Genomic DNA, 13,117 nt, shown 5'->3' on the forward strand with positions numbered 1-13,117 from the left:
TAAACTGACTAGCCCTCGTTAGGGCTAGTAGGACATAAAATTATAACCGTCGGAATTGGCGAACTAATGTGCCTTGAGAGCTAAGGTTTACCACTAAATCCTCACATTCATCTCGTGTATCACTGGCCAAAATATTGGTCGCAACACAGACATCACTGATCGATTGAACGCTTGAGTTCATATCTTCAGTCACGCGTGCCATCTCTTCTACGGCGGTGGCAATTTGTTCATTTCTATCCGTAATATCAATCACTTGTGTAAGTAGCATATTGAGTTTATCGCCAGAGACATTAGCACTATTAACACATAATTTAGATAACTGTGCGCCTTCATGCATCGCATCGACAGCTTGGTGGGTGCTGGTTTGAATCAGCGCAATGACATTTTGGATCTCTTTAGTGGACTCATGGCTGCGTTGTGCCAAGGTGCGAACTTCGTCGGCAACGACCGCAAATCCACGGCCTTGCTCGCCAGCCCGAGCAGCTTCAATAGCTGCGTTAAGTGCCAGCAGGTTGGTTTGCTCAGCGACAGATTGGATCACAATTAACACTTGGCCAATGGTTTTTCCGTGGTCTGCCAATTGTGTGACAACCGATGAGGCGCTGTCTAGTTGGGTTGCGAGCTGTTGCATTGCATTCAATGTATCTTTTACCGAATCCATACCTTCTTCGGCGGCCAATTTTGCTTTCTCTGTTGCGTCTGATGCACTTTGCGCATTTTGTGCAATTTCATTCGCGGTAGAGTGCATTTCATTGATCGCGGCGGCAACTTGTTCTGTTTCTCGTGTTTGACCTTCTAAATTGGTCGCAGTTGTTTTGCAGTTTTTTGAAGATGAATTGGCGGCTTCACCAATTTGTTGGTTTGAATCTTGAATGCGTCCCACCACAGCATTGAGTTCGGATTGGCGCATTTTTAACGCAAGTTTGATTTCAGAAATGTCATCAATATGGCCGTTATACACCAATTCCATTAGTGGGTTATCAAATATCTTGCGTGCTTCGGCACTGAGCGATTCCAAACGGCGAGTTAAATAATAACCTGCAACCATGGACAGTAATAACATCAATACTAAGCCTATTCCCGGAAGAAGAGTATCAGCCACAAAACTGATGCCTGCAATGGGGACTAAAGCGGTGGCCAAACGTTGCCACAGGCGAGTCCGAGGCAGCTTTAACTGCCTGGGTGTTTTGCCTGCTTTAAGCTGCGCGTAGATTTTTTCTGCGCTGGTGATGTGTTCTCGACTTGGACATAAACGTACCGACTGAAACTCAACCGTTTTGCCATTTTCGACTATCGGAGAAGCAAACGCATCAACCCAATAATGATCGCCATTTTTACATCTATTTTTGACGATACCCATCCAAGATTGGCCGCGTTTTAAATGCTCCCACATATCTTTAAACGCTTCTGCTGGCATGTCTGGGTGACGAACTAGGTTGTGAGGCTGGTTGATAAGCTCTTCTAATGAGTAGCCCGCCACTTCACAAAACTCTTTACTGGCATAAGTGATATGGCTGCTTGGTTTAGTGACCGATAATAAGTTATAGCTAGGTGGAAACTTGACTTCTTTTTGTGTGACAGGTTGGTTGGTACGCATGATTACCTCGAATTAAATAAGTTAAAAACAAATTAAGCCAAGTTTCTCTAGCGTTAGATGAGGGTGTTATTTATTATTTTTGTTTCCACTGTTATAGATTCGAATCGCTAAGAACGCAATAGAATTAACCAATATAGAATACCTAATTGGTATCATTACTTTTGATATGGATATATGGCAGATTTATAACGTAAATATAACTTACGGCTTGACCTTACGAGTAAGCTTGCCACAATGTGCATATGCAATAACTGTAGGGAAAACAGTATGATATTTTATTCTTTTGGGCGGCTAAAACCCATCGCGTTACTCTTAACTTCTTTACTTTCATCAACTTCTTTCGCTGCTATTAGTGATGCGCCTGTGGTTGGCGGGCTGTTCAATTCGGCGCAAATATTGAAAAATCAAATGGCGTCGTCTTTAAGCTATTCAACGCGCTTTGCCCGTGATTCGACCTTATTTACCATCGCCGGGGTAACACTCGATAGCTATATCCTTATGTTGCCTTTAGATGCAAAAACAAAAGCTCGCGTTATTGCACAAATTTCTAACCCAACTTACGCCATCCCGCTGGGCTATTTTTTATATCAATATTATGATCGTTATACGGGGTTAGAAAATGATGATGTATTTAAACAGTATTTAAGTACTGTTTATGACGCAAAGGTTTTAAAGGGATTCGAGCATAGCCTCTACCATTATGGGGAAGAGGTGGTGAGTGAACAAAAAGAAAATATTAAAGATCAAGGGCATCATGAAGGGATTAAAGTGGATGCCCAATTTATTGCGGCCATGGTGACGGTGTATGATGCCTTGGTTGAAATTGGTGAGTGGCAACAGCTTGAGAGATTGCCGGATCACTATCAATATCTGACGTCAAGTGAACCCGATCGATTACTGATTAATAAAATCCAACCGATAGTGATCCAAATTATTAGTCAGGCTGCTAATGGGATGGATGAAGGAGAGATGAAGCAAGCCCTTTTTGGGGTATTAGAAGATGCAAAGCCAGAAAATACAGCACGTGTGAACAACAAAGCAGAGGCAATCACGGTTACTTTGATTGATTTTGTGCGTATGAACGTATTAAAAGGCTACCGCCAATTTGTCTATCAGCAAGAGCGTGAACAAGCACTAAATTCCTGGTTACAAAAAGCATTTGATGATGATCCTCAAGCATTGATTGCGTTTCTCCGCTCTCAGCAACAACGTCGTATGGCAGTGCAGATCACCGTGGATGGTTTGCAACAAGGGCTGATCGAAGGTTTGGTTGACCCGAGTAAGCCATTTATCCGCAAAGCTCACCAAGATCACAACAATCGATTGAGCACTAAGCCCTCTTCAATGGAGGTGGTTCAACCTGAACATCAGCAACAAGTACGTTTCATGCAGATATTGGCTGAGCAGCCTTATCACGATCCACATTACTTGCCGTTTTTTAAACGCTTGTATCGTGATCATCGCGCTTCTATTACTCAAGTGGGCATTTCATCAACACCAACGATCAGTGTGCGTAATTTACCGATCATAAAAACAGGAGCTAAGGTGTCCGGCCAAGGTGGTACTGGCATACCCAATTTCCACTTTGTTGATCGCCCAACCGACCGTGCTTATTACTTTTTTGGTAATGATGCACTGCAGCTTGATCGCTTACTGGTTAAAAACCAAGTACAAACGATGTTTGATCGCCTCGCTTACCTCAACACCCTCAACTGCAATGCGCAATACGATTGGAATGCTCACACCACTTATGATGGTTTAGTGAATTTGGGGGCGGGTGAGGCACTACGTGATTTTGGTGAAAAGCGGTGTGTGCGTGAGCTGAAAGAGCGCGCGATTGTCGAACGTGAACTCCAACAGTTGCGAGCGACATTAGTTGAAGAGTTCACGCGCTATCAGCAGATAAGCAAGTGGGATTTTTATACTCGCTGGACTCGCCATCAAGTGCTTGCTCACCAGTTGAAACAACTTGCACAAAAAGAACTGAAAGGAATGCCCGACTATACGCTGATTTATAATCCATGGCCGGATCATTTTGCTCATTTTAGCGGCCCATTCAGCGATGAAGTCATCATGCCAACTGGGGAACTAAACCGCCTCGATTACTGGCTAGCGCAAATAGAAGCAACCTATCAAGATGCGGGAGTATATAACCGCACGTTATGGGGCATGGCTGGCGATCATGGTTTAGCGCCTGTTTATTTCTCCCTCAATCCAGAAAAACAGATCTTTGAACCGCTAGCGTCGCAACTGGGAATAAAACTCAAGGTGAAGAAAATCTCATCGGATGAGGGAGAAGGGCCAAAAATGACGAATGCGATTAACGCGCCGTCAAACAAAGGGATTGATGTGGTCGTCGCTTCCACTGCGGGTGGAAATTTTATGATGGATTTCTTTAATGCAGAAGCTGGATGGGAAGTTCAACCGGTTTATCAAGAGTTGATCCGTTGGCAACCGATCCATTCTAAGCCAGGGCAGCAGGTTGATGTGATCGATGAAACCGTAGCGCGACTTGCTGAAAGCCTAGATTATTTAGTTGTGAGAGAAAAACCATGTGATTTAACGGACTGTTCTGTACGGTTGGTTGGCGAGCGGCAAGGTAAACGAGTGGATGAATGGATTGAAAAAAAGGGTGATAAACTGCGCTATTTTGCTAAATCGGAACAGCCATTGCTGCTTGGCGTTCAGCAGCTAAATGCTTATTTGTCGCCTCCTTCATCTGACGAGCTAGAACATTATGCACAACTCGTCGAACGTTGTGTTTATCACGCTAAAGCGAATCAAGCTGAGACGTGGTGCTCAAGTGCGCAGTGGCGAGAGTTAACACGTTTTACGCCCCGTCCAGATTCGGTTAATCAGCTCGCTGCTATTTATGAAGACGACCGTGCGGGCACCATTAACCTATTTCCTAAAGAGGGCGTTGGCTTTAATACTAAAGTTCCGGGGCGTCATGCGGGTGAAAGCTATCTAGAAAAAGATGCTTTTATCGGTTTTTGGGGGAGCCCGATTGGCAATCAAGCCACGCCGCTCGGTTCAGTCGAAAATGGCTCACTTGCGCCCACTCTTTATCACTATTTAACGGGAGACGAAGTTAAAGTTGGTGAAGATGGTTGGGGTTATCCGTCGGTTCTTAAACAGTTGGATATTCGTTAGCGAGAGTTGGCCGTTATGACTGCCAATGAAATAAGTGAGCGTTATGCTCTATTGAGTGAAGAACGTTCGCTTGTTTCATTGGCTTCGATTGCAGCCTTAAGTGGCAGGTTGTTCAGTACGTTTAAACTTCAAACGATTTTTCACATCTCGGCTGCTCAGAATACGTTGGCTGTGGTCAATATCGAGCTTGGATTTTGCCAAGCGATCATACAGCAGCACATTGACGCTCGCGGCCAAATTCATGCAACCAATTGTTGGGATGTATACAACCTCGCTGGCTTGGTTAACTATCTCTTGTGGAATAGAACCATCTTCAGGGCCAAACACATACAGCGCTTTTTCCGGGTGAATAAACTCGGGCAGTGGTGTAGCCCCTTCTGCCAGTTCAACACAGACGATTTTCATCTCACTTGGCAAGTCCTGCGTGATCTCTACCATCGCGGTGAGCGGGATTTTACTTTGAATGTTTTTTGTGTCGGTTTGAAATTTCACTGCGCGATCATAACGCTCACCACTGTAGCGAACCGCGCACGCTTGGTAGCAACCTGCCGCGCGCATCACACCACCTACGTTGGTTGGGCTTTTAGGGTTACACAAACCAATGATCACTGACATTTCACGTTCCACAAAAAATCCTCTCACAATTTGGGGCGGGCAGTATAACGCTAAAATTTGCCTTGAAAGAAAAAATATCGATAAATCGTTCAATAGTTTTTATATTTTTCGTGACCTTTCTTGGAGTACTCAAACTGTCGTATTTCTTACATCAATATTTCATAGGGGGATGGCTTAATTTATTTTTTCACAGTTAAAGGATGAAAACGTGAAGATTATTAATAAAGTCATGCTATTTGGGTTGTCTCTTGCTGCTCATGCGGTATTGGCGGACACCGATATTTATTTAACCAATAACTCTGCGCTGCCGATGTCTATTACTGTGAAACAGACCGGATCTGATCAGTTGCAACAAGGCAGTGAATGGCAGCAACACAGTGAAACGTTAGGCCCGTGGGAAACCAAAATGGTGCTCAGCTTTAACCGCTGGCAAGGGGTGGAATCTGGCAAAACGTACCAATTTGAAACCATGGTGACTTTGCCGCAAGGGCAGGTTTTCTCTTTACAGCAGAAGATGGAAGGTCATTGGTATAACTCAAGCATTGAGCATGGGGTACAAGCACGAGATATTCCTCTTCAGTGGCAAAATGATCGTGCGGTTCACCGTTATTACTCAACGCAGTTGATTGAACGTCCAACCGAGCTTGCGTTTAAATCCGTCAGCACCACTCGTTACGACGATATTTATTACACCATTACGCCAACGAATACAGAAGAAACACCCGACGCTGAGAGCTTAAAAGTGATGACCTATAACGTTTGGGCGTTACCTGTGATTGCTTCAAATATTGCTGAGCGTTTTGCTATCATCCCTCAGCACATCAAAGGATATGATGCCGTAATGCTGCAAGAAGTGTTTGCTGCGGGGCGTGATGCCTTTCTTCGAGAGCTGGCAAAAGAGTATCCGTACCAAACGAAAATGCTCGATAAGTCTGGGGTGAATATCCATGACGGCGGAGTGATCATCGTCAGCCGCTACCCAATTGTTAACCAAGGACAGTATGTTTTCCCTGATTGCTCGGGAACTGACTGTTTTGCTGATAAAGGAGTGAATTATGCTGAAATCATCAAAAATGGTCAGGCTTATCATCTGTTTGCAACGCATACTGCCTCGTTTGATACCGATACCGCTCGCGATTATCGCCAACGTCAGTTCAGACAGATGCGCAGTTTTGCGCAATCGTTCTCTATTCCCAGCACAGAAACGGTGATTTATGGCGGTGATTTTAACGTGAATAAACGTAAATTTGCCGATGACTATCAAAACATGCTCGCGAATCTTGCGTCAACCGAACCTAGCTACGCAGGCTATACCGAATCAACGTTTGATCCGCGTATCAATGATTTTGCAGGAGAACCCTTATCCGGTGGTGAAAACGTGGAGTACCTTGATTATGTGGTGGTAAGTCAAGAGTTTGCACAACCAAGCGAACAACAAAACCGCAATACTGTGCTGGTGCCAAGAACCACGGACGAGCGTTTATGGCAGCATTACAATTTATCGGATCACTTCCCGGTTAAAGCTGAGATCCGCTAGATGCGTTGGGTTAGGTTATTGATCTGCGTTGCCTTAGTCGGCAGCGCAAGTTATTGGTGGGTGAAGAGGGATGAGTTTCCCACTATCCAAACACCCCCCAATAGAATTGAGGTTGCACTGCCGGGCACGGTGCGTTTGCCAGAGCAAAGTGGCGTTGCTTTGGTGGCTAATCGCGATCATCAAACCCATGAAGAGTGGACACTCGTTGGTGAAATGTTGCAAACAGAAATAGGCAAAGCGCTAAGAGAGAGAATAGAGCAGTTTTGGCAGCAGTGTCGTCAGCAAAATGTGTGTGCTGCGCGGCTACAACAATTACAAGCGCAGTTGCCCCATGAACGCTATGAGCTGGTCGCACTCTATTGGCAAAAACAGGCGCAACGTGACGCGCTGCTTGGAATGGAACTCATCAGTCAGGATACGGAATTAGGTGACAAAATGGCTTATGTAAAATCGATTGATCAACAAGTATGGGGGCAACAAGCGGATATCTTGTTTGCCGATCAGTACGCCTATTATGATTTTGTACAGCAACCCAATGACTACGAAGGTATTGCTTCCGTAGAAGAGGCGTTGCAGAGCATTGAACAGCGGCTTACACAGCATCAATATCAATGGGATACCTTTTCATTGAACACAGGTAATGCACGCTATGAACAAGCGATTCGGCTGATCCCTCAACATTTATCCTTAGAACAACGCTTGGAAGTACAGCAAGGTTTGGCCGAACTTTACTTAAATGAACATGAGCGCAGTGAGGTGGCCCATCGCCAAATCGAGCAACAAGCGCAGGCTGCTCAAGTCATTGACTACCAGCAAGCGTTAGCGCAGTTAGAAAAGACGCTCTCAAACCAGAGAAAGACAACCTATGCCACCCTTTCGACAGAAGAGTGGGTGCGCTACGCGGCAAAGCAGCGTTATGAGTTTAGAAAAGCATTTTTTGCTCACTAGGATGAATAAGATAAACACAGCGCTCTTTATTCACTCGCCATGAACCGTTAAACTCACGAGCAAATAACTGACTTGGATTGATCATGGCAACCTTATCTCTACAAGAGCAAATGCTAAAAGCGGGTTTAGTCAACGCCAAAAAACTCAGCAAAGCGAAAAAGAGCTCTAAAAAATCGCGCGTGCAAGCACGTGAAGTGAAAGCCGCAGTAGAAGCGAATAAAGTCGAGCAACAAGAGCGCGACAAGGCACTGAATAAACAGCAAAAAGAGCAGTTGTTGAGCAAAGAAATTCGCGCTCAAGTAAAACAACTTATTGAAATGAACAAGCTGGATCTAAAACACGGTGAAATCAAATACAACTTTGTTGATGGTAAGTTGGTGAAGTCACTTTATGTCGATTCACTGGTTCGCGACCAACTGAGCAAAGGAATTCTGGCTATCGCGCGTTATGAAGACGGCTATGCTGTCATCCCGGGTGTAGTGGCTGATAAAATCTTCATGCGTGATGAAGAGAGCATTATCGAAAATAAAACCGCCGATGAATCTCTACCTGCTGAAGATGATCCGTACGCGGATTTCGTGGTACCTGATGATTTGATGTGGTAATCCTTTTAGCCCTCTTTCTTCAACAAAGAGGGCATCTTCCTGTCTCTGCTTCTCGCTTCGCCCTCTTTTTCCACTCGTGTTACGGACTCTTTCGCTGCCTGAAGCTGCCGAAATCCGCTCGGTTCATTCATTTCCATTCATTTCAACTTCCTCGCCTGAGTCTATTGACAATGTTTGATTGTCAAACTAAATTCAACTCAAATATTTTGATAATCAAACTAAGTGAGTGGGATTTTGCAGTTTACTACCGAGCATCGTCATAACTTTATCGCTAGCGTAGACCAAAATGAGAAACGCACGTTTTACGTTCTTTTGCTCACGCTTGTCACCATGGTAGCGGAGATCATTTCTGGTACTATTTTCGGTTCGATGGCCCTGCTTGCTGACGGTTGGCATATGGGAACTCATGCGGCTGCTTTCTGCATTACGCTGTTTGCTTACCGTTATGCCAGAAAGCATGCACACAGTGATAAGTTCTCATTCGGTACCGGTAAAGTGAGTGTGTTGGGAGGCTACACCAGTGCGATTGCATTAGGCATTGTGGCGTTGCTGATGGTGGTGGAATCAATTCATCGTTTATTCAATCCCGAAGCGATTCAATTTAATGAAGCGATTATTGTCGCCATCATTGGCTTGCTGGTGAATTTAGTGAGCATGCTATTGTTGCATGATAACCATCACCATGGTGACCATGACCATGACCATCACGATCACAATTTGCGAGCTGCCTATTTACACGTGCTTGCCGACACCTTGACTTCTCTTTTGGCGATTGTGGCGCTCTTGTTTGGAAAATATTATGGCTGGAACTGGTTAGATTCGGTTGTGGGCATCATCGGCGCTGCCGTGATTGCTAAGTGGACCATGGGTCTTGTCAAACAGACGAGCCCCATTTTATTAGATGAAAGCATCGAGCAACCCTATCGACGTTTAATTGAAGAAGAGCTAGCAGAATTTGCGGTGATTAAAGATATCCATATTTGGAAAATCAGCGGTCATCACTACTCAGCTGCGATTATCTTAGAATCTCAGGTTGATAAAACCGTGGCAGAATACAAACAAATATTGGCGAAGTTTGATAAAATCCACCACCTTACCCTTGAAGTTCACCCGATGGCATGATGAGTAATATCGAAAAACTGAATCAACAATTAACCGAATTTTACGACAAGATGTCCTCATGGGAGCAATCTGTGGTGCGAGAAACAGGCTACTCTTTGGCACAGATCCACACCATCGAAGTGTTAGGTATTCATGGCGCGCTGAGAATGAAAGAGTTAGCGCAAAAACTCGGTATCACAACCGGTACGCTCACCGTTCAAATAGAGAAGTTAGTGAATGCTAAGTTGATTGAACGCGGCGCGCACCCAGATGACAGAAGATCGATTGTCGTGACTTTAACCGCCGAAGGGCAGAAAATTCATCGTCAGCATAATCAGTTGCATGTGGAGTTAGTGAAAGATCTGACGAGGCACTTGGATGCAAACGAAGAAACAGTATTACTCAACAGCCTGCTAAAAATGAACCAAGAGTTTTAAACTATGACCAACCACTTGCGACTTGCAAGTGGTTGGTCAGCTAATTTTCTGTTTTATTCTACCTGTAATGTTACATCAGAAAAATTCGAGTATGCATCGATCATGATATGCAGATCTTCAGCTTTTGGCTCTGCTAGACATTGCTCATTATTGCCAGATTGATAAGGCCGACAATCAAAGACTCTTTTGGTCGGTGGATTTCCAGAAAGAGTGTAGAGATCGGCATCACCTTGCCCTGAGGTTATCGAGACTTTAACCGAGGTTTGACGTTCTACTGCAGGTAAAATGAATCGCTTTTGTTGGCCTTTACTCAAGGTGATGCCAGTAATGCTTTGCCCACGTTGGATGACGCCATCTTGCGGAGGTGGAGTGCCTCCTTTTTTCCCTACGGGCAACTGGTTATCAAAGAATGGTGCAACCTGAGGCCAAATTTTGCTGATTTTGACCCCTTGGTTTTCACATCCCCCAAAGTGGTGTAGTGCAATGACTTTATGGCTCTCAGAAGTTAATACAGGTGAACCAGAAGAGCCGCCAATGGTGTCACAAAAATATCCAGTGTCGGTATTGGAACCACGACCATTGGTAGAGGCTATATCAATTTGGCACATGCCAGAGCCATTTTGATCGCTTTCTATCGCCAACTCTTTGGGGTTACCAGCGCCGTGTTGTGGAATATAAATACCCGTGCCGAAGCTGGGCTCTGAATTGTCTAAGCCTAAGTAACTAAATTGTCCTAGCTGCTCGAAATTAGCCACCGTGAATAATGTGTAGTCCAAGGTATAATCGGTGCTTAATAACTGATTGCCCATGACTTTTACTGTGGTATCCAAGCTACCGCCGCAAGTCGTGCGTTGGTAATTAAACCATACTTCAGTATTTTTTAGTTCAGAGGCTGTTGATACACAGTGGTTATTGGTGATCATGTGATTATTGGGCCCGACACGCCAAGCCGTGCATAAGCTACGGCCATCAATCAGTAGCCTTGCTACGGCGCTACTCCACGCCACTTTTTCAGGGTGTGAGTCGCTCCAACAAGCAACATCTTTTCTTTCATTGATGCCACAGGTTGAAAACAACCCAGAGTTATCAGCGGCTAGGTTCGGTTGTGATAACGTGGCACTTTCATTCCCTGCCATAAAATAGTCAATTGAGATCTGTGCTTGGTCAGGATGTTCACCGGTTTTCCACTCCACGATAACGCTATCCCCATTAATCGAGCGGGCAAATAAAGGCCCGTTCTCTGAACTGTCGTAGGTGATACTTTCATTGCTGTGTGGAGAGCGTAGTGTGACGCTTCCCCCTTTGCTGAGTTGAAACTTATCAAAGTGGACCTTAATAAAGCTGGCTCCCGGCGAATGGATTGGATAGTGAGTGGTTAGAGATTGGTGGGTTGTTAAAGAATGCGGATGGATTACTTTATCCGCAATGGTGGGGAGTGATTCTTTTTCTATTGAAGCAGTCGCTTGAGTAGAACTCAACACCACTGCTGCTATTAAGCCAAGTAGACGTATTGATAATTGCATTTTGATCTCCTCTATGTGGCAATAAATGCCTCATAAAGCATATGAGCCTATGAGAGTATTGGCTCAAAAATAGTCTCGATATGTGTGTAAACTTAATTGTGCGTAATATTGTCAATAGCAGTCCTCTCCAGTAGTCTCTCGATGATGGTAGAGGCATAGACTCAACAAAAAGTATCACTATTCAATCTTTAAGGCGTTAAAATGATACGTTCTGTCGGATGTTGCATGGGTGATGCTGCTAGACTTGTTCATGAACTTATTCATAGGAGAAAACAATGAACTCGACGATTTTTAGCTCGGCCATCGTCACCACGACGTTAACCACCAGCTTATTATTTACAGGGATGGCAAACGCTCTGCAACTCAGTAGCCGTGATATCCAAGAAGGCCACCCGATGGCAAAAACCTTTGAATTTTCAGGCTGGGGTTGTGCTGGGGAGAATCTTTCGCCGCACTTAATTTGGACTGATGCACCTCAAGGAACCAAAAGCTTTGCTATTACGGCTTTTGATCCAGATGCTCCGACAGGAAGTGGCTTTTGGCATTGGATTGCGCTGGATATTCCAGCGACAGTGAGTGAGCTAGCACGTGGGGTTGAAGTCAAAAAGCTCGGTGCAATAGAAACACGTATCGATTATGGCAGCGTTGGTTTTGGTGGTGCTTGTCCGCCAGAAGGGCACGGAATGCACCGTTACCAGTTTACGGTATGGGCTCTCCCGACGGAAAAGCTCAATTTGGCGGCCGATGTATCACCTGCGGTGGTTGGTTTTACCCTCAATAGTTTGGCGTTAGAAAAAGCGACGCTGACCGCAACCTATACACGCTAATTCATGGGGGAGTGATGAATCACCAATACCAAGTCACCACCTTTCGAGCCGCTCAGCAACAAAGGCTGAGAAATGTGAGGATTCACTCTCCAAGCTTGATTCAGATCCAATCTGGCAGTAAAAAACTGTTTCATAAAGAAGAGGCCACTAATCTATCGAGCACTTCGTTATTGTTGTGTGAGGCCTCAGCTTCGCTCAGTTTCGAAAATTTACCAGAACACGGTTACTTCTCGTCAAGGCTGTTCAGTTTCACCTACCGCCCGACCGAGGCGATGCTTGCGTTAAGCGCAAGTCATGATCGCCCAGTTATGTGGCCTGTGATTTCAATCAACTCTTCACTGAAAAGTTCGCTCAATGCGCTCGCCTCGTTCGATCTTTCGTTAATCAGCCAAGAAACCCAAGCCTACCTACTGATGGTGTTATATCAACAATTGGCTGAGCAAGGTGCGCTGCATTGGCTCTTTGAGAGTAATTCTCTACCCTTTGAGCAGAAGCTGAGAAACTACCTCGCCCAGTCACCAGAAGAAGAACATCCGCTTGAGCGGGTAGCAACGCACTTTGCCATGAGCCGCGCGACCTTAATTCGACGCTTAAAGCAACATGGCACCCGTTACCGTGAGGTTTTGGCTGAAGTGCGTGTGAATCACGCGCTGAACTTAATGCAAAGTGGCCAACGAAATATAGCGATATTGGCACAGTGTTGCGGCTACCAATCGGAACAGCGATTTAATCAACGCTTTCGCAGTCAGTTTGGTTTAAGCCCCAAAGCGTATT

The 13,117-nt window shown here is 45.0% G+C and carries 11 protein-coding genes; 8 read left to right on the top strand and 3 right to left on the bottom strand.

Translation table 11 applies throughout. The annotated features are described in order from the left end of the window. Window positions 1-40 precede the first annotated feature (40 nt). Complete coding sequence (locus AACQ21_RS17115) at window positions 41-1,597, bottom strand: methyl-accepting chemotaxis protein (protein WP_105977327.1); 1,557 nt, start codon at window positions 1,595-1,597, stop codon at window positions 41-43. Window positions 1,598-1,831: 234 nt separating this feature from the next. Here AACQ21_RS17115 and AACQ21_RS17120 point away from each other — a divergent pair, with 234 nt between their 5' ends. After that, on the top strand, window positions 1,832-4,750 hold the full coding sequence (locus tag AACQ21_RS17120; RefSeq protein ID WP_105977328.1) for an alkaline phosphatase family protein: 2,919 nt from the start codon (window positions 1,832-1,834) through the stop codon (window positions 4,748-4,750). 96 nt (window positions 4,751-4,846) lie between these two features. Here the strand turns inward: AACQ21_RS17120 and AACQ21_RS17125 are convergent, their stop codons facing one another. Continuing rightward, the gene (locus AACQ21_RS17125; protein ID WP_374956407.1) at window positions 4,847-5,377 is read right to left on the bottom strand and encodes an RNA methyltransferase; all 531 of its coding nucleotides are present in this window, start codon (window positions 5,375-5,377) and stop codon (window positions 4,847-4,849) included. Window positions 5,378-5,573: 196 nt separating this feature from the next. Between AACQ21_RS17125 and AACQ21_RS17130 the strand changes: the two genes are divergently transcribed. The 5 genes from AACQ21_RS17130 (at window position 5,574) to AACQ21_RS17150 (ending at window position 9,993) form a co-directional block, all read left to right on the top strand. After that, window positions 5,574-6,902 carry a sphingomyelin phosphodiesterase gene (locus AACQ21_RS17130; RefSeq protein ID WP_105977330.1) on the top strand — a complete coding sequence of 443 codons (1,329 nt, stop codon included), beginning with the start codon at window positions 5,574-5,576 and terminating at the stop codon, window positions 6,900-6,902. Then, the gene (locus AACQ21_RS17135; protein WP_258174237.1) at window positions 6,903-7,850 is read left to right on the top strand and encodes a hypothetical protein; all 948 of its coding nucleotides are present in this window, start codon (window positions 6,903-6,905) and stop codon (window positions 7,848-7,850) included. Between the two features lie 83 nt (window positions 7,851-7,933). Continuing rightward, window positions 7,934-8,455, top strand: coding sequence for a DUF2058 domain-containing protein (locus AACQ21_RS17140; protein ID WP_026027777.1), 522 nt, complete (start codon window positions 7,934-7,936; stop codon window positions 8,453-8,455). A 234-nt stretch (window positions 8,456-8,689) separates the two neighbouring features. After that, the gene (dmeF, locus tag AACQ21_RS17145) at window positions 8,690-9,577 is read left to right on the top strand and encodes a CDF family Co(II)/Ni(II) efflux transporter DmeF (protein ID WP_105977331.1); all 888 of its coding nucleotides are present in this window, start codon (window positions 8,690-8,692) and stop codon (window positions 9,575-9,577) included. Next, entirely contained in the window at window positions 9,577-9,993 is a 417-nt protein-coding gene (locus AACQ21_RS17150) for a MarR family winged helix-turn-helix transcriptional regulator (RefSeq protein WP_105977332.1), read from the top strand. The genes dmeF and AACQ21_RS17150 overlap by 1 nt, the downstream gene beginning before the upstream one ends. A gap of 53 nt (window positions 9,994-10,046) precedes the next feature. Here the strand turns inward: AACQ21_RS17150 and AACQ21_RS17155 are convergent, their stop codons facing one another. Then, window positions 10,047-11,516 (bottom strand): serine protease, encoded by a 1,470-nt coding sequence (locus tag AACQ21_RS17155; RefSeq protein ID WP_105977333.1) that lies wholly within the window; start codon window positions 11,514-11,516, stop codon window positions 10,047-10,049. Window positions 11,517-11,791: 275 nt separating this feature from the next. Here AACQ21_RS17155 and AACQ21_RS17160 point away from each other — a divergent pair, with 275 nt between their 5' ends. Next, window positions 11,792-12,343, top strand: coding sequence for a YbhB/YbcL family Raf kinase inhibitor-like protein (locus AACQ21_RS17160; protein WP_013868139.1), 552 nt, complete (start codon window positions 11,792-11,794; stop codon window positions 12,341-12,343). Between the two features lie 14 nt (window positions 12,344-12,357). After that, window positions 12,358-13,117 (top strand): helix-turn-helix transcriptional regulator (locus AACQ21_RS17165; protein WP_181185583.1); only part of this gene is annotated, 760 nt, incomplete at its 3' end.

Origin of the sequence: Vibrio sp. V01_P9A10T6 (assembly GCF_963877065.1) — a bacterium.
Classification (GTDB): domain Bacteria; phylum Pseudomonadota; class Gammaproteobacteria; order Enterobacterales; family Vibrionaceae; genus Vibrio; species Vibrio anguillarum.